At 61.7% G+C, this 18,892-nt stretch carries 26 protein-coding genes; 16 read left to right on the top strand and 10 right to left on the bottom strand.

Features of this window, described 5'->3' with window-relative positions:
• Positions 1-23: 23 nt before the first annotated feature.
• Entirely contained in the window at positions 24-365 is a 342-nt protein-coding gene (locus R0J92_RS13530; protein ID WP_106164232.1) for an AtpZ/AtpI family protein, read from the bottom strand.
• A gap of 208 nt (positions 366-573) precedes the next feature.
• Complete coding sequence (locus R0J92_RS13525) at positions 574-1,461, bottom strand: DMT family transporter (RefSeq protein WP_411052041.1); 888 nt, start codon at positions 1,459-1,461, stop codon at positions 574-576.
• Between the two features lie 87 nt (positions 1,462-1,548).
• Between R0J92_RS13525 and R0J92_RS13520 the strand changes: the two genes are divergently transcribed.
• Positions 1,549-1,890 carry an ArsR/SmtB family transcription factor gene (locus tag R0J92_RS13520; protein WP_411052040.1) on the top strand — a complete coding sequence of 114 codons (342 nt, stop codon included), beginning with the start codon at positions 1,549-1,551 and terminating at the stop codon, positions 1,888-1,890.
• A gap of 42 nt (positions 1,891-1,932) precedes the next feature.
• Here R0J92_RS13520 and R0J92_RS13515 read toward each other — a convergent pair whose 3' ends face one another.
• Together R0J92_RS13515 and R0J92_RS13510 are read right to left on the bottom strand one after the other, a co-directional pair.
• The gene (locus R0J92_RS13515; protein WP_411052039.1) at positions 1,933-2,859 is read right to left on the bottom strand and encodes a DMT family transporter; all 927 of its coding nucleotides are present in this window, start codon (positions 2,857-2,859) and stop codon (positions 1,933-1,935) included.
• The gene (locus R0J92_RS13510) at positions 2,859-3,737 is read right to left on the bottom strand and encodes a LysR family transcriptional regulator (protein ID WP_317385224.1); all 879 of its coding nucleotides are present in this window, start codon (positions 3,735-3,737) and stop codon (positions 2,859-2,861) included. The genes R0J92_RS13515 and R0J92_RS13510 overlap by 1 nt, the downstream gene beginning before the upstream one ends.
• 147 nt (positions 3,738-3,884) lie before the next feature.
• On the opposite strand from R0J92_RS13510, the gene R0J92_RS13505 reads away from it, so the two are divergent.
• The gene (locus tag R0J92_RS13505; RefSeq protein WP_411052038.1) at positions 3,885-4,466 is read left to right on the top strand and encodes an FMN-dependent NADH-azoreductase; all 582 of its coding nucleotides are present in this window, start codon (positions 3,885-3,887) and stop codon (positions 4,464-4,466) included.
• Between the two features lie 253 nt (positions 4,467-4,719).
• Here the strand turns inward: R0J92_RS13505 and R0J92_RS13500 are convergent, their stop codons facing one another.
• Positions 4,720-5,247 carry a prolyl-tRNA synthetase associated domain-containing protein gene (locus R0J92_RS13500; protein ID WP_411052037.1) on the bottom strand — a complete coding sequence of 176 codons (528 nt, stop codon included), beginning with the start codon at positions 5,245-5,247 and terminating at the stop codon, positions 4,720-4,722.
• A gap of 476 nt (positions 5,248-5,723) precedes the next feature.
• Between R0J92_RS13500 and ffh the strand changes: the two genes are divergently transcribed.
• From ffh to rimM, 8 genes are read left to right on the top strand one after another with little or no spacing between them, the layout of a single operon-like run.
• Positions 5,724-7,262, top strand: coding sequence for a signal recognition particle protein (gene ffh, locus R0J92_RS13495; protein WP_411052036.1), 1,539 nt, complete (start codon positions 5,724-5,726; stop codon positions 7,260-7,262).
• Positions 7,263-7,271: 9 nt separating this feature from the next.
• Positions 7,272-7,802 (top strand): GNAT family N-acetyltransferase, encoded by a 531-nt coding sequence (locus R0J92_RS13490; RefSeq protein ID WP_106164227.1) that lies wholly within the window; start codon positions 7,272-7,274, stop codon positions 7,800-7,802.
• Positions 7,799-8,404 (top strand): GNAT family N-acetyltransferase, encoded by a 606-nt coding sequence (locus R0J92_RS13485; RefSeq protein ID WP_106164226.1) that lies wholly within the window; start codon positions 7,799-7,801, stop codon positions 8,402-8,404. The genes R0J92_RS13490 and R0J92_RS13485 overlap by 4 nt, the downstream gene beginning before the upstream one ends.
• Positions 8,397-8,705 carry a chorismate mutase gene (locus tag R0J92_RS13480; RefSeq protein ID WP_411052035.1) on the top strand — a complete coding sequence of 103 codons (309 nt, stop codon included), beginning with the start codon at positions 8,397-8,399 and terminating at the stop codon, positions 8,703-8,705. Before R0J92_RS13485 ends, R0J92_RS13480 begins: the two co-directional genes overlap by 8 nt.
• 59 nt (positions 8,706-8,764) lie before the next feature.
• Positions 8,765-9,133, top strand: a complete 369-nt coding sequence (gene rpsP, locus R0J92_RS13475; protein WP_106164224.1) for a 30S ribosomal protein S16 — start codon at positions 8,765-8,767, stop codon at positions 9,131-9,133.
• Between the two features lie 4 nt (positions 9,134-9,137).
• Positions 9,138-9,791 carry a 5,6-dimethylbenzimidazole synthase gene (gene bluB, locus R0J92_RS13470; protein WP_411052034.1) on the top strand — a complete coding sequence of 218 codons (654 nt, stop codon included), beginning with the start codon at positions 9,138-9,140 and terminating at the stop codon, positions 9,789-9,791.
• 6 nt (positions 9,792-9,797) lie between these two features.
• On the top strand, positions 9,798-9,947 hold the full coding sequence (locus R0J92_RS13465; protein ID WP_411052033.1) for a hypothetical protein: 150 nt from the start codon (positions 9,798-9,800) through the stop codon (positions 9,945-9,947).
• Between the two features lies 1 nt (position 9,948).
• The gene (gene rimM / locus R0J92_RS13460) at positions 9,949-10,464 is read left to right on the top strand and encodes a ribosome maturation factor RimM (RefSeq protein ID WP_411052032.1); all 516 of its coding nucleotides are present in this window, start codon (positions 9,949-9,951) and stop codon (positions 10,462-10,464) included.
• Between the two features lie 2 nt (positions 10,465-10,466).
• Here rimM and R0J92_RS13455 read toward each other — a convergent pair whose 3' ends face one another.
• The gene (locus R0J92_RS13455; protein WP_411052031.1) at positions 10,467-11,456 is read right to left on the bottom strand and encodes a phosphotransferase; all 990 of its coding nucleotides are present in this window, start codon (positions 11,454-11,456) and stop codon (positions 10,467-10,469) included.
• 85 nt (positions 11,457-11,541) lie between these two features.
• On the opposite strand from R0J92_RS13455, the gene trmD reads away from it, so the two are divergent.
• Positions 11,542-12,357, top strand: coding sequence for a tRNA (guanosine(37)-N1)-methyltransferase TrmD (trmD, locus tag R0J92_RS13450; RefSeq protein WP_411052030.1), 816 nt, complete (start codon positions 11,542-11,544; stop codon positions 12,355-12,357).
• A gap of 8 nt (positions 12,358-12,365) precedes the next feature.
• Here trmD and R0J92_RS13445 read toward each other — a convergent pair whose 3' ends face one another.
• Entirely contained in the window at positions 12,366-12,734 is a 369-nt protein-coding gene (locus R0J92_RS13445) for a hypothetical protein (protein ID WP_411052029.1), read from the bottom strand.
• Between the two features lie 251 nt (positions 12,735-12,985).
• Between R0J92_RS13445 and R0J92_RS13440 the strand changes: the two genes are divergently transcribed.
• Positions 12,986-13,318 (top strand): YegP family protein, encoded by a 333-nt coding sequence (locus R0J92_RS13440; protein WP_106164219.1) that lies wholly within the window; start codon positions 12,986-12,988, stop codon positions 13,316-13,318.
• Between the two features lie 55 nt (positions 13,319-13,373).
• Here R0J92_RS13440 and R0J92_RS13435 read toward each other — a convergent pair whose 3' ends face one another.
• Entirely contained in the window at positions 13,374-13,793 is a 420-nt protein-coding gene (locus R0J92_RS13435) for a helix-turn-helix domain-containing protein (protein WP_106164218.1), read from the bottom strand.
• A 112-nt stretch (positions 13,794-13,905) separates the two neighbouring features.
• On the opposite strand from R0J92_RS13435, the gene R0J92_RS13430 reads away from it, so the two are divergent.
• From R0J92_RS13430 to R0J92_RS13415, 4 genes are all read left to right on the top strand, one after another.
• Positions 13,906-15,072: an MFS transporter gene (locus R0J92_RS13430; RefSeq protein ID WP_411052028.1), complete on the top strand. Its 1,167-nt coding sequence runs from the start codon at positions 13,906-13,908 to the stop codon at positions 15,070-15,072.
• A gap of 273 nt (positions 15,073-15,345) precedes the next feature.
• Positions 15,346-15,717, top strand: a complete 372-nt coding sequence (gene rplS, locus R0J92_RS13425) for a 50S ribosomal protein L19 (protein ID WP_106164216.1) — start codon at positions 15,346-15,348, stop codon at positions 15,715-15,717.
• 11 nt (positions 15,718-15,728) lie between these two features.
• Entirely contained in the window at positions 15,729-15,950 is a 222-nt protein-coding gene (gene rpmE / locus R0J92_RS13420; protein WP_106164215.1) for a 50S ribosomal protein L31, read from the top strand.
• Between the two features lie 238 nt (positions 15,951-16,188).
• Positions 16,189-16,998, top strand: a complete 810-nt coding sequence (locus R0J92_RS13415) for a division plane positioning ATPase MipZ (protein WP_106164214.1) — start codon at positions 16,189-16,191, stop codon at positions 16,996-16,998.
• A 96-nt stretch (positions 16,999-17,094) separates the two neighbouring features.
• Here R0J92_RS13415 and R0J92_RS13410 read toward each other — a convergent pair whose 3' ends face one another.
• Positions 17,095-18,237, bottom strand: a complete 1,143-nt coding sequence (locus R0J92_RS13410; protein ID WP_411052027.1) for an adenylate/guanylate cyclase domain-containing protein — start codon at positions 18,235-18,237, stop codon at positions 17,095-17,097.
• 159 nt (positions 18,238-18,396) lie between these two features.
• On the bottom strand, positions 18,397-18,852 hold the full coding sequence (locus R0J92_RS13405) for a MarR family winged helix-turn-helix transcriptional regulator (RefSeq protein WP_411052026.1): 456 nt from the start codon (positions 18,850-18,852) through the stop codon (positions 18,397-18,399).
• Positions 18,853-18,892: the final 40 nt, after the last annotated feature.

Raw genomic sequence — 18,892 nt, 5'->3', positions numbered from 1 at the left:
GTCGCCGGACTGGCGCCCGACATTCATACGTCTTTATCAGCGTCGGCGTGTTTCTCCGCCTCGGCCATTTGCTTGTCCTGGATCTCGCGTGCGCTGCGGAGCATTACCTTCACCCCGGCGGCCAGACCCAACATTATAAACAGCACCATGAAGAGGGGCATGGTTCCAAACAGAACGTCCAACCCGTATCCGATGCCGAGGCCGATCACGAGACCGGCCACCAATTCCGTCACCATCCGCCAGGCCTGATTGGCCATGGAATAGTGTTCATCCGCACGGGGCTCTGGCTCTTCATGCGCCTGTTTGGCAGCGGCCAGTTTTGCCTCCAGCTGCGCCATGCGCTGCTTTTGGTCATCGTCAATCAACAGACGGTTCCTCACGCGAAATCTGATGTGTTGCTAAGCGGTCCCCCGCTCAGAGTCAATTGCACAATGCGCGTCACATTCTCCATATATTTCCATTAATAATCAGACACTTATACAAATCTCACCAAGACCCGCATCGCCTCAGAGACAGTCATTTGGCGTCAAATGGCGCAGAACGCCATATTCAACCAAACGGTTGATCTTGGGGTCAGGCGGGCAACGGACGGCGCCGGAACAATCGCCCGTCGATCAAAAGCAGCCCGAAGAGGATCGCCGCCAGCCCCATCAGATGGCTGAGCGCCAGCGGCTCTCCCAACACCAGGACCCCCAGCGTCAACGCGGAGGTCGGAGCGATCAACGTCGGCAGCGTGATGTTGGTCGGCCCCACGCGTGGCAGCACCCAGTACATCGCGATAAAGGCCGCAGAGGTAAGCGCAAATCCGATGATGGCCAGCGCGCCCCATGCCTGAGCGCTGAGCGCACCTGGCAGGCCTTCGCTCCAGATCGCAAGCGGCAGAATGAAGACTGTCGCCCCGGACAGGGCCCAGGCAACCAACACCACTGCTTCCATGTCGCGAAACTGGCGGGCGACATTGACAGAAAAGGCATAGCACAGCGGTGCACCCAGCGTCACCAGAACCGCCCAGATGGCCGATGGCTCACCGCTTTGCAGGATGGGGAGCGACAGGATCACGATCCCGGCAAGCCCCGCCCCAACGCCGAGGCTCTTGCGCCAGCTGGCGCGCTCGCCGCCCGGCCAGAAATGGGTCACCACCACCGCCAGCGCCGGCGTGCTCGCATTGACGATACCGGCAACGCCGCTGGCGATATGCTGCTGTCCGATGGCATAGAACGAGAACGGGATCGCATAGCTCAGCGCGCCAAACCCCGCGAGCGCCAGCGCCCGCGACATCGGGATGCGCCAGCGGCGGCCGCGCGCCAGAAGGAAGACCCAGCACCCCAGCGCCCCGAGGCCAACCCGCCCGGTCGAGATCCACAGCGGATCCAATTCGCGCAGAAGCACGGCGTTGAACATGAAGGACATGCCCCAGCCGATGCCGAGAATGACAATAATCGCCCAATCGCGCAGCGCCATGGTGGTCTCCCTATGTTTCTGTGCGAGAGTTCTGCGCGCACGCTTCGGGATTGTCGACCCGCATCCTGCACTTTAGGAGGTATCTGCATGAGCGACACCCTTGATACAGTCTTTGCGGCCCTCGCGGATCCGACCCGACGGGCGATCCTGTCGATGCTGCTGGAGGACGACATGGCCGTCACCGATGTAGCGGAACCGTTCGAGATGTCGCTGGCAGCGATTTCCAAGCATCTCACCATCCTCACCCGCGCCGGTCTGATCGCGCAGGAGAAACGCGGGCGGGTGAAATGGTGTAAGCTGCAGCCCGACGCCCTGCGCAACGCCTCCGTATGGATGCAGGGGTTTGGTCAGTTCGAGCCGGTGAACCTTGATGCCTTTGAGCGGTTTCTGGAGAGCGAGCTGGCACCGCCGCAGTCCGACGAGGCCTGACCTCTGCTGGACCTGCGAGCAGATACGGCGCCGCAATGACGCCTAGTGACGCCCCTCATCCTTGAGCAACAGCCAGAGCGCCACGATGGTCAGCGCGATGCCCACGAGGATGAACCCCGAGGGCCAGCCCTTGCCCAGCGCCATTTCCCACAGGATCACCCATGTGGGCACCAGATAGGTATAGGCCATGACCTTGGCCGAGGGCAGCCGCAGAGTGGAGAACTGCAGCAGCACAAACGTCAACGCCGAGGCGCAGAACGACAGGTAGAAGAGACCGATCCAGACGATGGGTTTCAGCCCAGCCCAATCCGTGGCCCGCAGGTCGCGCCAGCCAAAGATGATCAGCACCAGTGCGCCTGCCACCAGCATGCCAAAAGTGAAGACCAGCGCCGGCTCACCCCGGTTCAGCTTGCGTACCAGCGGCGTATAAAGCGCATGCGCCATGCAGCCCCAGAAATAGACCATCTCTCCCTGGCCGATCTCAAACGCCATGAGGGCCGACAGATCCGCGCGAAAGATCACCCAGAGCGCCCCTGCCCCACCAATGGCCAATGCCAGGGCCATCCGTGGCGTCGTGACCTGCCGCAGCAACAGCCAGCCAAAGACGCCGCTCATCGCGGGTGTGAGGGTGAAAACCGCCGCCGCGCTGACCGGTGCTGCGGTCTTCAGCCCGTAGAACATCAGCACGAAGTAGATCGCGAACACCCCACCCAGCAGCAAATAGCGCCAGGGCGCCTCAAAATGCGCACGTCGCAACCCCGGCCCCAACGCTGCAGCCGCACCGATCAGCGCGCCTGCCAGTACAAACCGAACTGCGTTGATTGCTGCCGGGGTGATTTCATTCGCCACCATTGACCCCAGCGAGAAGGACCCCGCCACCAGCGCCGAAAAGGCAAGCATCGCCAGATGGCCCTTGTGCCCGTCGCTCAACGTCGGGCGTTCGGGCAGCGAGTTGCTGTTCGTGCTCATTACTGCGGCCAGCCCTTGGCGTGTTCCTTCAAGAAGCGCACGAAGCTCTGCACCTTGTTGGTGCGGTGCAGATCCACATGGGTCACCAGCCAGATCTTGCCCGACCAGTCATCGCGCGGATCCATCATCATCACCAGGTCGGGGCTGTTGGCCGCTTCCCACAGCGAGATGAACCCGATGCCCGCCCCGGCGCGGATCGCCTTATGCCCCGCCACAGCGTCGGAGCAGCGGAACACGATGTTCTCGGCCGGAATGGTGGCGCGCAGCCAGCGCTCAAACGGCGCGCGGGTGTTTTCATTGTCACTGGCGACAAAGCGGTGGTTCACCATGTCATCCTGCCCCTGCAACATGCCGTGGCGCTCCACGTAGTCGCGTGAGGCATAGAGCGCGAGGCGCTGACCGACAAAGGGCTGCACCACATTGTCTGGCTGCTCCGGCGCGGCACCAGCGCGCAGGGCCACATGGGCCTCGCCATACTCCAGACGGAACAGGCGGTCGCCGGTCAGGTAGCGGATCACCAGATCCGGATGCATCTGCTGGAATTCCGTCAGCGCCGGGGCCAGCATCGGCGCCATCGACGACAGGGAGGTCACCACCAACTCGCCCGAAACCTCGTCACCCTGCCCTTTCAGGCGTCCGACCAACTGGCTGAACTGGTCATCGGTGGTCTGCGCCACCCGCAACAGATCCAACCCCGCTTCGGTCGGCGTGTAACCACGCGCGTGGCGCTGAAACAGCTTCACCCCCAGCCGCGCCTCGATCGCATCGATATGACGGATCACCGTCGCATGATGCACCCCCAGAACCTCGGCCGCGCCACTCACGGTTCCCAGCCGCGCAACCTGATAGGCGGTGCGCACTTCATCCCAATTTTCCAACCTGCTCCCCAGTTCAGAAACATGCCTCTGACAGCCTGCGCAAATGCGCACAGATCATGTTGAATATCTCAAATTGTGTTCGCATTTGTAAATACCCATTCTCCGGTTCAGTAGATTGACATCGCCCCCTACGAGGACTCAAAGACAATGACTCAGACCGTTCTTCATATCGACAGTTCCGCCCGCCTTTCCGGCTCCGTTTCCCGCGACCTGACAGCTCAGGTCGTCGAGCGTCTCGGCGCAAAAGAGGTGATCCGTCGCGACCTGGCCACGCCCCTGCCGCTGCTGGATGAGGCCTGGATCGGTGCCAACTTCACACCCGCAGACCAGCGATCCGACGATCAGAAGGCGACGCTGGCGCTGTCTGACGCGTTGGTCGCCGAACTGGAGCGCGTTGACACCCTGGTGATTGGCGCGCCGGTCTACAATTTCACCGTGCCCACCACGCTAAAGGCCTGGATTGATCTGGTCGCACGTGTGGGCAAGACCTTCCAATACACCGAGGCCGGCCCCGAAGGACTGCTGAAAGGCAAGCGCGCCATCGTCGTGATCGCTTCCGGTGGCACTGAGGCAGGGTCGGACATCGACTACGCGAGCCGCTACCTGCAGCACATGTTGGGGTTCATCGGCATCACCGACATCGAACTCGTGGCGGCCGACCAGCAGGCGCTGGACGCAGAAGGCTCCGTTCAAAAGGCAAAGGACGCCATCGCTCAACTGGCGGCCTGACGTTTGACCTGATTGGTGTCCTGATACCGCTCCGGTCCATTCGGGACGGGCGGGGGCTCTCCCGCCCGGTCATCGGTCAGCCACAAGCTGCCCAAGACCCGTTGGGCCCGGCAGGCCGCGCCAAAGGCGCGGCCTGCCCCCGGCGATCCGCAAAGCGGAGCGCAATCCCTCGACCTGGTTTCAGCTGTATCGCTTGCCACAAGGCTGGGGTGCCACACCGCCAGACCGGGTCCCGATACCTGTCAGATCCAGTTTAGATCCAGTCCGGAGTGACGTTGATCTTTTCGAAAAAGGTCATCATGTCCGCGCGCGGCATCGCCACGGTGCGATCATTGACCAGCGGATGCATATAGATCACCTCCGCATCCCGTGCCTGTGCATCCATGAAAAAGCGCACCTCCTGCTCCGCCCCATTGATCATCGCCAGCGGACTGACGGCGCCGGGACGGATGCCGAGAAACTGCATCAGCCGATCGGCCGAGCCAAAAGACAACCCGCCCACACCAAGCTCAGCGCCAAGCGCCTTGAGGTCGATCTCGCGGTCCTGCTGCAACGATATCAGATAGTTCCGCTTCTTGCGATCACGCAGATAAAGGTTCTTCAGGCGCAGCGCATTCTCCCCCGGCACCATGAGGTCATCCTCAACCGCCTTCGATTCCTCGACGGTGCGCAGCGGCACATGCTCATGCAGGACATAGGAGATCCCCCAGCTGTCCAGTTGCGCCAGCAACATGTCTGAGGAGAGCGGCAAGCTGTCCTGATAAAGGGATGACGCGTCCATGATATAGCCCCACTTGAACCGGAATTGAATCGGCCGCAGTCTGCAGATCGAACCTGCGCCTTTCAACGCAGTTTTGCGCATCCGTCTCGGGCAACTGCGCCATTAATCGACGCACCGCAGCGCACTTGCGTCAAATCCGCAACGTCCGGTCACCTCTCTCCTACGGCATCCTTGCCTGCCTCCTCCACTCTTGTCTGCTTTGCCTTGACTCTCCTGCGCCCCAGCGGTAGGCCCTGCTTCAACCCCGGGAGCACTGTGTCTTCCGGTCCTCGGCGCGTGTCGAGGATCGCCCTCCACCAGCGCGTTGCGCCCGTGGGGGCAAATCTGTTTTGGTTTGCTCGCATTGTGCTGACACGGCGCGGGCAAACTGTTTGAATTGGCCCCGCACCGCAGCCGAAGGTGGGGACGATTGTGTAAAGGTCCACCGCTCCTTACATCAGGGGCACATCTCGTAACCGGCAATGGAGGCCGAAGGCATGTTTGAAAATCTATCCGAACGCCTATCTGGCGTCTTTGACCGGCTGACCAAACAGGGTGCGCTGTCCGAAGACGACGTCAAGACCGCCCTGCGCGAAGTGCGCGTGGCGCTGCTGGAGGCGGATGTCTCGCTGCCCGTGGCCCGCGACTTCGTCAAGAAGGTACAGGATCAGGCCACCGGTCAGGCAGTCACCAAATCCGTCACCCCCGGCCAGCAGGTGGTCAAGATCGTGCATGACGCGCTGGTCGACACCCTGCGCGGCGAAGACGATCCCGGCGCGTTGAAGATCGACAGCCCGCCTGCGCCGATCCTGATGGTTGGTCTGCAAGGCTCCGGTAAGACCACCACCACCGGTAAACTCGCCAAGCGCCTCAAGGAAAAAGAGGGCAAGAAAGTCCTACTTGCCTCGCTCGACGTTTATCGCCCGGCGGCGATGGATCAGCTGGCGGTGCTCGGCACCCAGATCGGCGTCGACACCCTGCCGATCGTCAAAGGCCAGACCCCTGTAGACATCGCGCGCCGTGCCAAACAGCAGGCCGCGCTGGGTGGTTACGACGTCTATATGCTCGATACCGCAGGCCGTCTGCAGATCGACGAAGTCCTGATGAAAGAGGTCGAGGACGTCCGCGATGTGGTCAACCCGCGCGAGACCCTGCTGGTTGTCGATGGCCTGACCGGTCAGGTCGCCGTTGAGGTGGCCGAGGAATTCGACAGCAAGATCGGCATCTCCGGCGTGGTGCTGACCCGGATGGATGGCGACGGTCGCGGCGGTGCGGCGCTCTCGATGCGCGCAGTGACTGGCAAGCCGATCCGCTTCGTCGGTCTTGGCGAGAAGATGGACGCCATCGAGACCTTCGAGCCGGACCGGATCGCGGGCCGTATCCTCGGCATGGGCGACATCGTCGCGCTGGTCGAGAAGGCGCAGGAGACCATCGAGGCCGAACAGGCCGAGCGCATGATGAAGCGCATGATGAAAGGTCAGTTCAACATGAACGACCTGCGCATGCAACTGGAACAGATGCAGCAGATGGGCGGCATGCAGGGCATGATGCAGATGATGCCCGGCATGAACAAGATGGCCAAACAGGTCGAGGATTCGGGCTTTGACGACAAGGCCATCACGCGCCAGATCGCGATGATCCAGTCGATGACCAAGAAAGAGCGCGCCAACCCCGCGCTGCTGCAGGCCAGCCGCAAGAAACGCATCGCGGCGGGCTCCGGCATGGCGGTTTCCGATCTCAACAAGCTTCTGAAAATGCACCGCCAGATGGGCGACATGATGAAGAAGATGGGTAAGATGGGCAAAGGCAAGATGCTGAAAGAGGCCATGAAGGGCATGCTCGGCAAGGGCGGCGGCATGCCGGATATGCAAGGCGGTATGCCCGGTGGCATGGATCCCAGCCAGATGGACCCCAAGGCACTGGAAGCAGCAGCCAAAGCGATGGGCGGCAAGGGCGGATTGCCCGGCGGCCTCGGTGGGCTTGGTGGTGGCATGGGCCTGCCCGGCGGCCTGTCCGGTTTTGGCAAGAAGAAGTAGGCAAGACAGATGACCGCCGCCCCCATCATAGAAACCGACCGCCTGATCCTGCGCCCGCATGAGGCTGGGGATCTGGATAAATTCTGGAGCTTTTTCCAGAGTGACCGGTCGAAGTATATGGACGCGCCGGACAGCCGCTCGCAGCTCTGGACAGGACTGATGGCCGAGGTCGGCTCCTGGGAGGTCTACGGCTGGGGTGGCCTTGCGATCGAAACCAAGGACGGCGAGCTGGCCGGTCAGATCTGCATCAGCCAACCACCGCATTTCCCGGAACTGGAACTGGGCTGGATCGCATTCGAAGGGTTCGAGGGCGCGGGCTTTGCCTTCGAGGCCGCCTCCGCCATGCGGGATTTTGCGTTTGAGATCCTCGAAGTGCCGACGCTGGTGAGCTACATCGACCAGAAGAACCGCCGGTCCATCGCGCTGGCGGACCGCATGGGCGCGGTGCTTGACCCCGATGCGCAGAGCTATGATCCGGCGGATCTGGTCTATCGCCACACGCCGGACAGCTCCGGCCCCGGACTGGAGGCCTACGCATGAACGCCGCATCCATTCCGGTGATCGAAACCAAACGCCTGGTCCTGCGCGGCCCGGAGGCGGAGGACTATCCGAACTTCAAGGCGACATTCACGTCGTATCGCGCACGTTTCATGGGCGGGCCGCTCAACACCTACGAGGCCTGGATGCTCTATGCCGCCGAGATCGGTCACTGGCAGATCCGCGGCTTTGGCATGTGGATGATCCACGACAAGGACACGGACGAGACCTATGGCATGGCCGGAGGCTGGCAACCCGCGGGTTGGCCCGAACCCGAGATCGCCTGGATCATCTGGCCGGAAAAGGCTGGCAAGGGCTATGCGCTGGAAGCGACCCATGCAGCGCGGCAGTATCTCTATACCCAAGGCGGCTGGGACGGCGCGGTCAGCTATATCGACCCCAAGAACCTCGATTCGATCCGCCTTGCGGAGCGGCTCGGGGCCCAAAAGGATCACGACGCGCAGACCATCGACGGCAATGATGCAGTCTACCGTCACCCCTCGCCCGCGGCGCTGTGCGACAGCCAGCTGACGCATGGTATCGAGATGGAAATCGGCCATTACGCCGACCCGCTGTTCACACCAAAAGGATGGGCCATTGACTGACACAACGACCGATCCCATTGCCCGTGCAGCCGCCCTCCTGAAAGGGCACCGCGAGAGCATCGACCGCCTTGACGCGATCCTTGTCTACACCCTGGGAGAGCGGTTCAAGCACACCCAGGCGGTGGGCCAGCTCAAGGCGACACACGACCTTCCCCCGTCCGATCCCACGCGTGAAGCCACGCAGATCGCTCGGCTCGAAGAATTGGCGAAAGAGGCCGATCTGGACCCTGAATTTGCCAAGGCGTTCTTGAACTTCATCATCGATGAGGTCATCCGCCACCACAAGAAGCACAAGGAATAAGCGGGGGTCGACCTGATCTCAGGACACCTCGTTCAACGCCATCAAAGGAGAATGACACCATGGCTATGAAAATTCGTCTCGCCCGCGGCGGTTCTAAAAAGCGCCCCTTCTATCGCATCGTGGCCTCCGACAGCCGCATGCCGCGCGACGGCCGCTTCATCGAGAAGCTGGGCACCTACAACCCGCTGCTGCCGAAAGACAGCGAAGAGCGCGTGAAAATGGACATCGAAAAAATCCAGGCATGGCTCGACAAGGGCGCACAGCCCACCGACCGTGTGGCCCGCATGCTGGAAGCTGCCGGCGTTCGCGACAAAGCAACCCGCAACAACCCCAACAAGGGCACCCCGGGCAAGAAAGCCCAGGATCGCGCTGAAGAGAAAGCCGCCAAAGCTGCTGAAGCGGCCGAAGCTCCCGCAGACGCGGAATAATCACATGACGGGTTCGGCGCAGGATGCGATGGGATGTTTCCCGCAGGCGTTCCGCGCCGAGCTCGATCTGTTGATGAAGCTGCGCCGCGACGTGCGGCGCTTTCGCACCGATCCGGTGGATGAGGCAGTGCTGACGCGCTGCCTCTCTGCCGTTTCACTGGCGCCCTCTGTCGGCCTCAGTGAACCCTGGCGCATTATCCGCGTCGAGAGCGAGGCCGCCCGCGCGGCAGCTCTGAAGAATTTCGAAGCTGCCAATGCAGAGGCCTTGGCGGATTATAGCGATGATCGTGCCGCCAGCTATGCGCGCCTGAAGCTTTCGGGCATGCGCGAGGCGCCGGTGCAGATCGCCTTTTACTGTGATGACGAAACCGACAAGGGCCACGGGCTTGGTGCCCGCACCATGCCGGAAATGCGCCGCTACTCTGTGGTGACCGCGATCACCCTGTTCTGGCTTGCCCTGCGCGCCGAAGGGCTGGGTCTGGGCTGGGTGTCGGTGCTCGACCCAGAACAGATGACCCGCGACCTGACTGTGCCTGCAGGATGGCGCCTGATCGGCTATTTCTGCATCGGCCATCCGGAACATCTGTCGGACACGCCGGAACTGGAGCAGGAAGGCTGGGAACAGCGTTTTGCCGCGCTGCCGGTCGAGATGCGGTAGCCACCCATGGGGCTGATCCGCATGCTGATCTTCACCCTTGTCGCCTTTGGCGCCGGGGTCCTTTATGAACGTAGCGGCGCCCGCGAGCGCTGCGCCGCCACGGGCGGCGACTGGACACGAACTGAAACGGGGACCGGCATGATCTGCCGGATGTGACATGACAGACGCAAATGACGATCTGATCTGTGTGGGCGCGCTTTCCGGCTCCTTCGGGGTGCGCGGCGAAGTGCGACTGAAGAGCTTTTGCGCCGACCCCGCAGAAATCGAGGACTACTCCCCCCTGCTCAGCGGGGATGGCAAGACAAGCTATGCGCTGGCCATCGCCCGCACGGTAAAGAACGGTTTTGCCGTGCGCATCGTGGGCGTCGACACCAAGGAAGAGGCAGACGCACTCAAAGGCGTTCAACTTTTTGCGCCGCGCGACCGCCTGCCCTCTCTGCCCGATGATGAATTCTACCACGCCGACCTCATGGGTCTGGAGGTCTATGACACCGGTGGAACCCTGTTGGGGCGCGTGAAATCCGTTCAGAACCACGGCGCGGCCGACCTGCTGGAAATTCAGGCGCCGGGGCAATCGGCAACGGTGCTGCTGCCCTTTACCATGGCAGCGGTGCCCACGGTCGACCTCGACAAGGGACGCATTATCGCCGACCCGCCAGAGGGTCTGTTCTGAGGTCAGTCACACTGTTCGCGCAGCAGCTGAAACATCATCACCAGACGCGACAGCCGATGCTGTTGTGACGAGGTGCGCTGCTCCCGCGCGTCTGGCATCTGAACCCAGTCATTCAAGAGCTGTAGCCCAAGGAAGACGGTCAGCACCGGATCATCTTCCCAAGGGTGCTCATATCCGGTCGCCAGCGCCTGCCAGTCCGCCCGCGCCAGTCCGGCATGCCCCGCGCCCTCTTCCGCTACGCCAAAGGAATACGCCAGACGTGTCATGTAGCGTGCAATGTCCAACGCAACCGGCCCCGCGCCGCGCGGCGTCGGGTCGACGGCAAACAGCGCCTCTGCCCCGAATATGAAGTTGCGTGAATGGGCATCTCCATGGCGCAGCGCCTGTTGCGTGGGCGTCCCCTCGGCCCCCCGCACGGCCTTATGCATGAAGGCGCAAAGCCCGAGAAACCTCTTGGGATAGGCCACGGGGCGAACACCCTCGCGCACGTCACGGGCAAACTTTCGCACCCGGTGCAACACATCACCTCCCTCAAACGCGGTCACTCCGACGCTGCTGGCCCGATGCAGCTGACCAAGCCAGGCTGCGCAGCTCTCGATCACCTCCGCACGCTGATCCAGCCCGATTTCGGCCGCCTCCAACCGCGCATGCGCAGTGAGGCCGGGCACATGCGCCAGCACGACCAGCCTGTCCTCAGGCCGTGCCAGGATCACAGGCACCATACGAAACGCCCCGTCATCACCCAGCGCCCGGCCCAGCGTGCCGTAGCTTTCGAGCAAGCTGTCGAAACGGCGCGCGGACAGGCCCGGCTCCTGCTTCACCACCAGCTTCGCGTCATCGTCATGCTCCAGCAGAAGCACCTGACGATCCTCGCGCTCCGTCTTGACCGATTTGATCTGCCGCCACTGCACACGCGCGGGCGCCAGCCCCAGATCGTGCGCCAGCGCATCGAGGCTCAGGCCCTGCAACAGGACGGGCGAGGTTTGGGGCATTCGGCCTCCGACGTCTGGGTTTCAGGCCATAGTAGGCGTAAAAACACTATTGCAAACCCTTCTGATCGGCGGCATGCACGCCTGCATGACCCAAACGCCGTCCAAATCCCACGGGCGCCTCTCTATTGGCGCCACCCTGAAGCCGCGTGAGCTGATGAGCGACACGCCGGACCTGGCAGGTGTGTGGAAAGCAAAGATCCTGACATTGTTCCCCGAGGCCTTTCCGGGCGTATTGGGAGAGAGCCTGACCGGCAAGGCCCTGCAACAGGGCCTATGGCAGCTGGAGACTGTGGATCTGCGTCCCTTCGGTATCGGCAAGCACAAGAACGTCGATGATACGCCAGCAGGCGGCGGCGCTGGAATGGTCTTGCGTGCTGACGTTCTGGGAGAGGCCATAGACCATGCCATGGCCGGCACCACTGCGCCCAAGGGTGGCAACTGGCCGCTGATCTATCTCTCGCCACGCGGGCGTCGCATGGATCAGAAGATGATGCAGACCTTCGCTCGCTGCGATGGCCTGACGCTGCTGTGTGGTCGCTTCGAAGGTGTGGATGAACGGGTGCTGGAACACTACGGCATCATGGAGGTCTCACTGGGGGACTTCGTGATGACCGGAGGCGAATTGGCCGCGCAGGCGCTGATTGATGCGACCGTGCGGTTGATCCCGGGCGTTTTGGGCAATCACGCCTCAACGGAGGAGGAGAGCTTCTCTTCCGGTCTGCTGGAGCATCCGCAATACACCCGCCCGGCCGAGTGGAGGGGAAATCAGATCCCGGAGGTTCTGATGTCGGGCCACCATGGCAAGATCGCCGACTGGCGCCAGCAGATGAGCGAGACGATTACCCAAGAGCGCCGCCCCGACCTCTGGGCGGCACATCAAGCGCGCGCGTCTGACGACTGAGGAAACGCTCAGCAGTCGAGATTGATCTGCCAGCGCCTGAAGTTCTCCATACCTTCTTGTGTTCCACGCAGATTGGTTCCCGGCGTGTAACCATCCAGGAGGTCGAGAAACCCGCCTTGGAACAGCGCCTGACACCCGGTTTGCGCAGTCGAGATCCGCTCCAGATCCGACGCCGTATAGGAAAATCCGCCCGCAGCAGGTGCAATTAGGGCAATCTCGCGCGTGGTATCCGCACTAAAAGCATAAGCCTTGCCGCTGTCTGTTACCGTCTGGCGCTGCGACCAGAGCGCATCATTCTGTGCGCGCTTTGCTGCCATCTCGCTTGAATTCGGCCCTGTGACATCGCAACCGGCCGCAACCAGTGTCGCGAAAATCAATGCAGAACAATATCTTATATTCATCAAACCGCCTCCAGAAGGGTGCTCTTATAGTGGCGTCCCCCCGCCCCGCCGTCAATCGAAGTTCGGCACCCTCACCGTGCCGTCTGGCGGCTGTTTGCCCAGTGTAAATACTGCCCGTTCCATGCTGGGCGACGGGTTGGATCAGCACCACTCGGACCGTTGCCGGTTTTCCCACGACATGCTTTAGTCGATCAGTAAGTGTACGGAACAACAAGGAGACACTGCTGATGGCTGGAAAATTCGAACTCTACACCGACAATGCCGGGGAGTACCGGTTCCGCCTCAAGGCTGGCAATGGCGAGAACATTCTGGCCAGCGAGGGCTACAAACAAAAGTCCAGTGCAGAGAACGGTATTGAGTCCGTCAAAAAGAACGCCGGAGACGACGCGCGCTATGAGCGGAAAGAGACCGCGGCGGGGAAACATATGTTCAACCTCAAGGCCACGAACGGTCAGGTGATCGGCACCTCGCAAAGCTACGCCAGCGCGTCTGGACGCGACAATGGCATCGCTTCGGTGCAATCCAATGCACCGGACGCCAGGGTCGAAGACCTGAGCTGATACCGCCAGACGCCGCATCGCCCATCCGCGCGCGGCGTCGCCCTACCCTATCGGGCTATCTGTGCTTTGAACCGCCCCGTTGCTGCGCCCGGACCGCCACGCGGAGCAACTGTTGAAAACGGTCACAGTCCAGATGGTTTGGCGCCGGGCATTCCGCCACATGCAGCATCATCTGCGCCAGAGCTTCCATCTGGCGGGCTTGTCGTCGCATCGCGTCGGCACGGGCCTGCAAATCGTCACGTGGCAGATCCGGTTTTCCGCCGGAGCCGAACATTGCCGCGATCTCGTCCAGCGTGAAGCCACCCTGTTTGCCCAGCGCAACAAGCGAGAGCTGCTGCAGGACCTCATGCCCATACTGTCGCCGCAATCCGTGACGTGACAGCGACTGGATCAGACCCTTCTCCTCGTAATAACGCAGCGCCGACGGTTTCACCCCGCTGCGCTCAGAGACTTCGCCGATATCGAGCAGCTTCATTCTTGACCTCAAGTTGACTTGAATTCGCATTCTGTGCCTCGAATCGAATATTGGCAAGGGAAACAACATGTCATCGTCCTCTTCATTTTCGCCATTCAGGGACCAGCGAGCGGTGGCGCTCCTGCTCGCGGCAACCCTGACCACCATGGCGAACGCCGCCATCAGCCCTGCCCTGCCGGGACTGGAGGCCCGTTTTGCCGATCACCCGCAGGCCGCATTGCTGACCCGGTTTCTGGTTCCTGCACCATCCGTGGCGGTGGTGCTGATCGCGGGCTGGTCCGGCGTGCTCGCCGACCGTGTCGGCAAGCGCATTCTGTTGCTGGGCGGTGTGATCCTGTTTGCGATCGCCGGGAGCCTGGGCATGGTGCTCGACAGTCTGGAAGCCATTCTGGCCAGTCGTCTTGCACTCGGCGTCGCCGTGGCGCTGATCATGACCGCACAAACCGCACTGATCGGAGACTATTTCCAGGATGAGGCCCGCAGTCGTCTCCTTGGCCTGCAGATTTCGGCGCGCAACATCGGGGGGCTGGTGTCCATCACCCTGGCCGGTTTTCTGGCGCTCCTGTCGCCGATGCATGTCTTTGCCATTCACGGGCTGGCGCTCCTGATCCTGCCCATCCTGTGGACCGCCATCCGAGAGCCCAAGCCCGCAGAAAAGCCAACCGCTATACCCGGGGCAACTGTCGACACAGCCCCCTCGCCAGACCGCCTTGGTCTGGGTCTGTGGTCCATGGCAGCGCTGCAAATGCTGACCGTCATTTGTTTCTTCACGATGCCCACCCAAGTGCCATTTTTCGTTGCCAGCCACGGCGTCACAAATACAGCAGTCATAGGAGGCGTCATGGGCGCGCTCACCCTCGCAGGCGCGCTGGCGGCGACACGCTATGCCACGCTCAAGCCGAGGTACGGGCACACCGGCCTGTTCACCATCGGCTTTGGATTGATGGGCAGCGGCATGCTCACACTTGCGCTGGCCCCGAACCTCGGCGTGATCTTCGTTGGCGCGACGCTGGTGGGTCTGGGCTTTGCCACGGTCTCCCCCAACTTCAACGAGATCGCTCTGAAATCCGCCCCCGCCAACCGACGCGGACGCGCAGCCGGGGTCATGACCACATCCGTCTTTCTCGGTCAGATCGTGTCGCCCTTGCTGACTCTGCCTCTGGTGCAGGCGACGGGCTATCGCGGCACCTTCATCACATTGGCAACCGTACTGCTGATCTGTGCCGCTGTCGCCTTGGTTCGGCACAGTCTGCGTAAGCCGATAGCAAACCGGATCTAAAGGCCCGAAGGCCGCGTATCAGGCTTGCAAACAGGGGAGATCTGGCCTAAGAACCGCGCGTCCGGGGCTCTGTTTGAGTCGTCCGGACCCGCTTTGTATTGCCTGTGCCAGTCTTCTTCGGCGGTATCGCAAATCAGCAGCGGCGACGACAAGCAACGAGACCGTATCTCTGGCGGGCGTATGGGGCACTCCCTGCGGACCCGGTGAAGACCAGCAGCTCTGGGGATCATACGAACTTCGTGGATATAACCACGAGCAGCAAAGGAGACGATCATGGATCTGATCGCACAACTCGAAGCGGAGCAAGTTGCTGCGCTGGGGAAAACCATCCCCGACTTCAAGGCCGGTGACACCATCCGCGTCGGCTATAAGGTGACTGAAGGCACGCGCACCCGTGTGCAGGCCTACGAAGGCGTTTGCATCAGCCGCAAGAACGGCGACGGCATTGCCGGGTCTTTCACCGTTCGTAAGATTTCCTTCGGCGAAGGTGTGGAACGTGTATTCCCGCTGTTCTCCACCAACATCGAGTACATCGAAGTCGTGCGCCGCGGTCGCGTGCGTCGCGCCAAGCTGTACTATCTGCGTTCGCGTCGCGGCAAATCTGCCCGTATCGCTGAAGACGCAAACTACAAAGCGAAAGCGTAAGGAGCGGTATCATGAAAAAAGACACCCATCCCGAATACCACACGATCAACGTCAAGTTGACCGACGGTACCGTCATCCAGATGCGCTCCACCTGGGGCAACGAAGGCGACCAGCTGGCGCTGGACATCGACCCCTCCGTGCACCCCGCATGGACCGGCGGCACGTCCCGCCTGATGGACACCGGTGGCCGCGTATCCAAGTTCAAAAAGAAATACGAAGGTCTCGGCTTCTGAGCCATTCCCTCCACGGACTTATCCACATGGATATTCCAGAAAACGCCGTCCTTCGGGGCGGCGTTTTACGTTTGGGACCGTTCGCATTGTCTGCATTTTCCACGAAGCGTCACATTGCGACAATAGGCTCTAAATAGGGTGTTTTGGCCGCTTTCCATTGATTCTCTTGGACTCTATAGTCACCTCAAAGACAAAAGGTGCCGCGCAAAAGCGGCGCAGCTTTGAAGGGATCCGGTAGATGGCGCATATCATTGTCGTCGGAAACGAAAAGGGCGGCGCGGGGAAATCCACCGTCTCCATGCATGTGGCGACCACGCTTGGCCGCATGGGGTACAAGGTGGCGGGCCTGGACCTCGACCTGCGACAGAGGTCGTTGGGTCGGTACCTCGAAAACCGCCTCGCGTTTATCGCGGCCACCGATCTCAATCTGCCAATGGTGGCGCTGCACGAGCTGCCAGAGATCAACCCCGACACGGTGCAACCGGGCGAGAACATCTACGACCTGCGGCTCTCGGAGGCGATCTCCGAGCTGGAGCCCGAGTATGACTTCATCCTGATCGACTGCCCCGGCTCGCACACCCGTTTGAGCCAAGTGGCCCACTCCCTCGCCGACACCCTGATCACCCCCCTGAACGACAGTTTTGTGGACTTCGATCTGCTCGCCCACACGGATGAGCATGGCGAGAAGATCAAAGGCCCGTCGGTCTATTCCGAGATGGTCTGGAACGCCCGACAGCTGCGCGCTCAGGCCGGGCTGCCGCCGATCGACTGGATCGTGATCCGCAACCGTGTCGGCACCCAGCGCATGGTCAACAAGGAAAAGATGGAACGCGCGATCAAGATGCTGTCCAAGCGGATCGGCTTTCGTGTTGCACCGGGCTTCTCCGAGCGGGTGATCTTCCGCGAGTTGTTTCCGCGCGGCCTGACCCTGCTGGATCTGAAGGATGTGGGCGTTAAGCAGCTCAACATTTCAAACATCGCCGCACGGCAGGAGCTGCGCGACATGATGAAGGCGCTGGAGCTGCCAGACGTCGACATCGACATCTAACAGCACGGGGCGGGGAGACCCGCCACGCTCTCAGCGCGACGACCGCTCCACACAAATGAATGCACCGGGCAAACCGCTCGGCGCAGGCGGCCCCAGCTAAGCTTTGCGCCCCTCCGGGGGTTCGATGTCGGTCGCGATCACCGCACCTGCATCCGGGTCGTAGAGAGTGAACAGCTCGATCGGGCTTGCCACCCCGCGCAACATGTAACGTCCCACCGACACCAGACAGTCCCCCTCGGCTCCGGCGGCTTTGCGCACGTCCTCGGACAGGATGATAGACCGCTCCACCGTGCGATGCATGTCGGCAATCCGCGCAGTCAGGTTCACCGCCGGCCCAATCACCGTGAAATCCAGACGATTGGGCGCGCCGATATTGCCGTAGAGGATCTCGCCCGCATGCAGCGCCATGGTATACCCCGCCAACGGCAGGCCCTGCGCGGCGCGCACGGCATTGACCCGCTCCATCCGCGGCCCCAGCTCTCGTATGGCCCGCATCGCTGCCTGCGCATCCTCGCCCAGCGAGCCGACATTGAACATCGCCATGACGCCATCGCCCATGAACTTGAGAATATTGCCGCCATGGGCCTGGATGACCTGCACCACATGTCCGAAATAATCGTTCAGGAGGTCGACCAGATCCTCGCCGGGCAAACGTTCGGACAGTTCGGTAAACCCACGCAGATCAAATAGATAGATGACCGCATCGATCCGCTCGGAAGAGCCGCGTGCGATCTCTCCCGAGAGCACCCGGGCCCCGGCGTCGCGCCCCAGATAGACCTGCAGGAGCGACCGGCCCATCTCTCGGTTGCTGGCGGCAGACAAAACCAGCGCGAGCGTTTCAAACACCTCTCGGATCAGCGCGTGATAGGCCTTCGCTGCCGCAGGCTCTCCGTCAAAGCTCCATGAACCGACGACCCCTTCGGCCTTTTGGCTGGTGGCATCATAGTCCGCATGGGTGACTTCACCGACGGGCTGCCAATGGGCGAAGTAGCTCGTCGCCCCCATGGCGCGCAACCGCTCAAAGATGGGAAAACGCGCCGCATCCGGCCCGGTCAGATCGGCATATATTTCGTCTTCTCCCCCCTCGATCAACGCGAAGAACGGGCTCTGCAACCATTCGACAGGTGCCTCGGTGTGGTCGGTGCGGGCGAAATACTCGGCGTTCATTCCATCCGCGCGGGTCCAGGTGAACCCGATGCCGCCGAATTCCGGGTGCAACGCGCGCTGCGCCAACTGCATCCGAAGCAAAGGCACCCCGTGATTGACCAATTGCTCGCAAAAACTCCGCAGCATCTCTTCGCGACTGCGGGCCTTCAGCCCCTGCCGTGTGAGCCAGGTCTTCAGTTCTTCAATCGCCGCCCGAATTTCCGCGCCCTCCTCATGCCTGACCGCACGCCCTCAATCTGGATCGACCGAGACCTCCATGCTGGCCAACTGTCGCAACATACGGCGCAATAGTGCAACGTCACCAGCGGAAAACTCCTGCGTGAGGCGTCGGTCATAGATCTTGGCCTGTTCGCGCAGATCCTCGTAGACACTGCGTCCGGCAGGTGTCAGCTCCAAATGCTCCGAGCGACGGTCGGCTTCATCGCGATTGCGAATGACCCAGCGCCGCGCCGAAAGCTTCGCCACAGCGCGGCTGATCTTCGTTTTGTGGATCTTGGCGCGGGTGCTGATGTCGCGCGCCGTCATGCGATGATACATCCCAAGGTGAAACAGCACCCGCCATTCCGTCCGGAGCATCCCGTAGCGCCCCTTGTAAAGCGTCTGAAACGCCAGAGAGGAGTCCTCCGCCGCCCGGTTCAGCAGATAGGGCAAGAAATCCTGCACTACAAAATCATCATTTTCGTCCATTCGTGCACTCCGCATCCCTTGTTAGTTACAAAACCAACTA

The organism is Tritonibacter sp. SIMBA_163 (assembly GCF_046535935.1).
GTDB lineage: Bacteria > Pseudomonadota > Alphaproteobacteria > Rhodobacterales > Rhodobacteraceae > Epibacterium > Epibacterium scottomollicae.
Note: the sequence above shows the minus strand (reverse complement) of the source record. Positions and strands in the feature narration are given on the sequence as shown.

What these genes read in the sequence shown, in the direction of transcription:
- R0J92_RS13485 (WP_106164226.1), top strand. Translation starts at nt 7,799, where the DNA reads ATGAACGCCGCATCCATTCCGGTGATCGAAACCAAACGCCTGGTCCTG.
- rimM (WP_411052032.1), top strand. Translation starts at nt 9,949, where the DNA reads ATGACAGACGCAAATGACGATCTGATCTGTGTGGGCGCGCTTTCCGGC.
- R0J92_RS13440 (WP_106164219.1), top strand. Translation starts at nt 12,986, where the DNA reads ATGGCTGGAAAATTCGAACTCTACACCGACAATGCCGGGGAGTACCGG.
- R0J92_RS13490 (WP_106164227.1), top strand. Translation starts at nt 7,272, where the DNA reads ATGACCGCCGCCCCCATCATAGAAACCGACCGCCTGATCCTGCGCCCG.
- R0J92_RS13405 (WP_411052026.1), bottom strand. Translation starts at nt 18,852, where the DNA reads ATGGACGAAAATGATGATTTTGTAGTGCAGGATTTCTTGCCCTATCTG.
- R0J92_RS13455 (WP_411052031.1), bottom strand. Translation starts at nt 11,456, where the DNA reads ATGCCCCAAACCTCGCCCGTCCTGTTGCAGGGCCTGAGCCTCGATGCG.
- ffh (WP_411052036.1), top strand. Translation starts at nt 5,724, where the DNA reads ATGTTTGAAAATCTATCCGAACGCCTATCTGGCGTCTTTGACCGGCTG.
- R0J92_RS13415 (WP_106164214.1), top strand. Translation starts at nt 16,189, where the DNA reads ATGGCGCATATCATTGTCGTCGGAAACGAAAAGGGCGGCGCGGGGAAA.
- bluB (WP_411052034.1), top strand. Translation starts at nt 9,138, where the DNA reads ATGACGGGTTCGGCGCAGGATGCGATGGGATGTTTCCCGCAGGCGTTC.
- R0J92_RS13410 (WP_411052027.1), bottom strand. Translation starts at nt 18,237, where the DNA reads ATGCAGTTGGCGCAGCGCGCGTTGCACCCGGAATTCGGCGGCATCGGG.
- rpmE (WP_106164215.1), top strand. Translation starts at nt 15,729, where the DNA reads ATGAAAAAAGACACCCATCCCGAATACCACACGATCAACGTCAAGTTG.
- rplS (WP_106164216.1), top strand. Translation starts at nt 15,346, where the DNA reads ATGGATCTGATCGCACAACTCGAAGCGGAGCAAGTTGCTGCGCTGGGG.
- R0J92_RS13435 (WP_106164218.1), bottom strand. Translation starts at nt 13,793, where the DNA reads ATGAAGCTGCTCGATATCGGCGAAGTCTCTGAGCGCAGCGGGGTGAAA.
- trmD (WP_411052030.1), top strand. Translation starts at nt 11,542, where the DNA reads ATGACCCAAACGCCGTCCAAATCCCACGGGCGCCTCTCTATTGGCGCC.
- R0J92_RS13500 (WP_411052037.1), bottom strand. Translation starts at nt 5,247, where the DNA reads ATGGACGCGTCATCCCTTTATCAGGACAGCTTGCCGCTCTCCTCAGAC.
- R0J92_RS13465 (WP_411052033.1), top strand. Translation starts at nt 9,798, where the DNA reads ATGGGGCTGATCCGCATGCTGATCTTCACCCTTGTCGCCTTTGGCGCC.
- rpsP (WP_106164224.1), top strand. Translation starts at nt 8,765, where the DNA reads ATGGCTATGAAAATTCGTCTCGCCCGCGGCGGTTCTAAAAAGCGCCCC.
- R0J92_RS13505 (WP_411052038.1), top strand. Translation starts at nt 3,885, where the DNA reads ATGACTCAGACCGTTCTTCATATCGACAGTTCCGCCCGCCTTTCCGGC.
- R0J92_RS13525 (WP_411052041.1), bottom strand. Translation starts at nt 1,461, where the DNA reads ATGGCGCTGCGCGATTGGGCGATTATTGTCATTCTCGGCATCGGCTGG.
- R0J92_RS13520 (WP_411052040.1), top strand. Translation starts at nt 1,549, where the DNA reads ATGAGCGACACCCTTGATACAGTCTTTGCGGCCCTCGCGGATCCGACC.
- R0J92_RS13515 (WP_411052039.1), bottom strand. Translation starts at nt 2,859, where the DNA reads ATGAGCACGAACAGCAACTCGCTGCCCGAACGCCCGACGTTGAGCGAC.